Source organism: Paenibacillus rhizoplanae, assembly GCF_042684125.1.
GTDB lineage: Bacteria > Bacillota > Bacilli > Paenibacillales > Paenibacillaceae > Paenibacillus_AQ > Paenibacillus_AQ rhizoplanae.
The window spans coordinates 1-585 of the sequence record NZ_JBHUKY010000098.1 but is presented as its reverse complement, the minus strand read 5'-3'; the positions used below and the strand labels follow the sequence as shown (position 1 = coordinate 585).

Annotated in this window: 1 protein-coding gene; it reads left to right on the top strand. The window is 61.2% G+C overall.

All coding sequences use genetic code 11. The features are described from left to right. Positions 1 to 585: AMP-binding protein (locus tag ACFSX3_RS33335; protein WP_379313708.1), on the top strand; the 585-nt coding region annotated here is incomplete at both ends.

Genomic DNA, 585 nt, shown 5'->3' with positions numbered 1-585 from the left:
AGATCCAGGGGAGCTGCTCCAAGTCATTGGGGATAACCGGGTGACGCATGTCAACTTTGTTCCTTCCATGCTGCAGCTGTTCATGGCGGAGGCGGAAAGGAGCGGGGGAGCGGCTCTATCATTGCAATACCTGTTTATCGCGGGCGAAGCGTTGCCGACGGAGACGGCTTGGCGAGCATGCGAGCAGTGGCCGCATGCCCGAATCGAGAACATCTACGGGCCGACGGAGGCCACCATTTACGCGACGCAAGAGGCGGTAACTCGGCAAACGGAGAAGGTTGGAATCGGCAAGCCGCTGCCGAACGTTCGCACGTATGTCGTCGACCGGTCGAACAAGCCGCAGCCGATCGGGGTGCCAGGGGAGCTGTGCATCGCAGGAGACGGCTTGGCGCGCGGATACATGAACCGTCCGGAGCTGACGGCGGAGAAGTTCGTGGACAACCCGTTTGAACCTGGGGAGCGGATGTACCGGACGGGAGACCTGGCGAGATGGCTGCCGGACGGGAAGCTGGAATACATGGGCCGAATCGACGAGCAGGTGAAAATCCGGGGATACCGGATTGAGGCGGGAGAAATCGTACACCG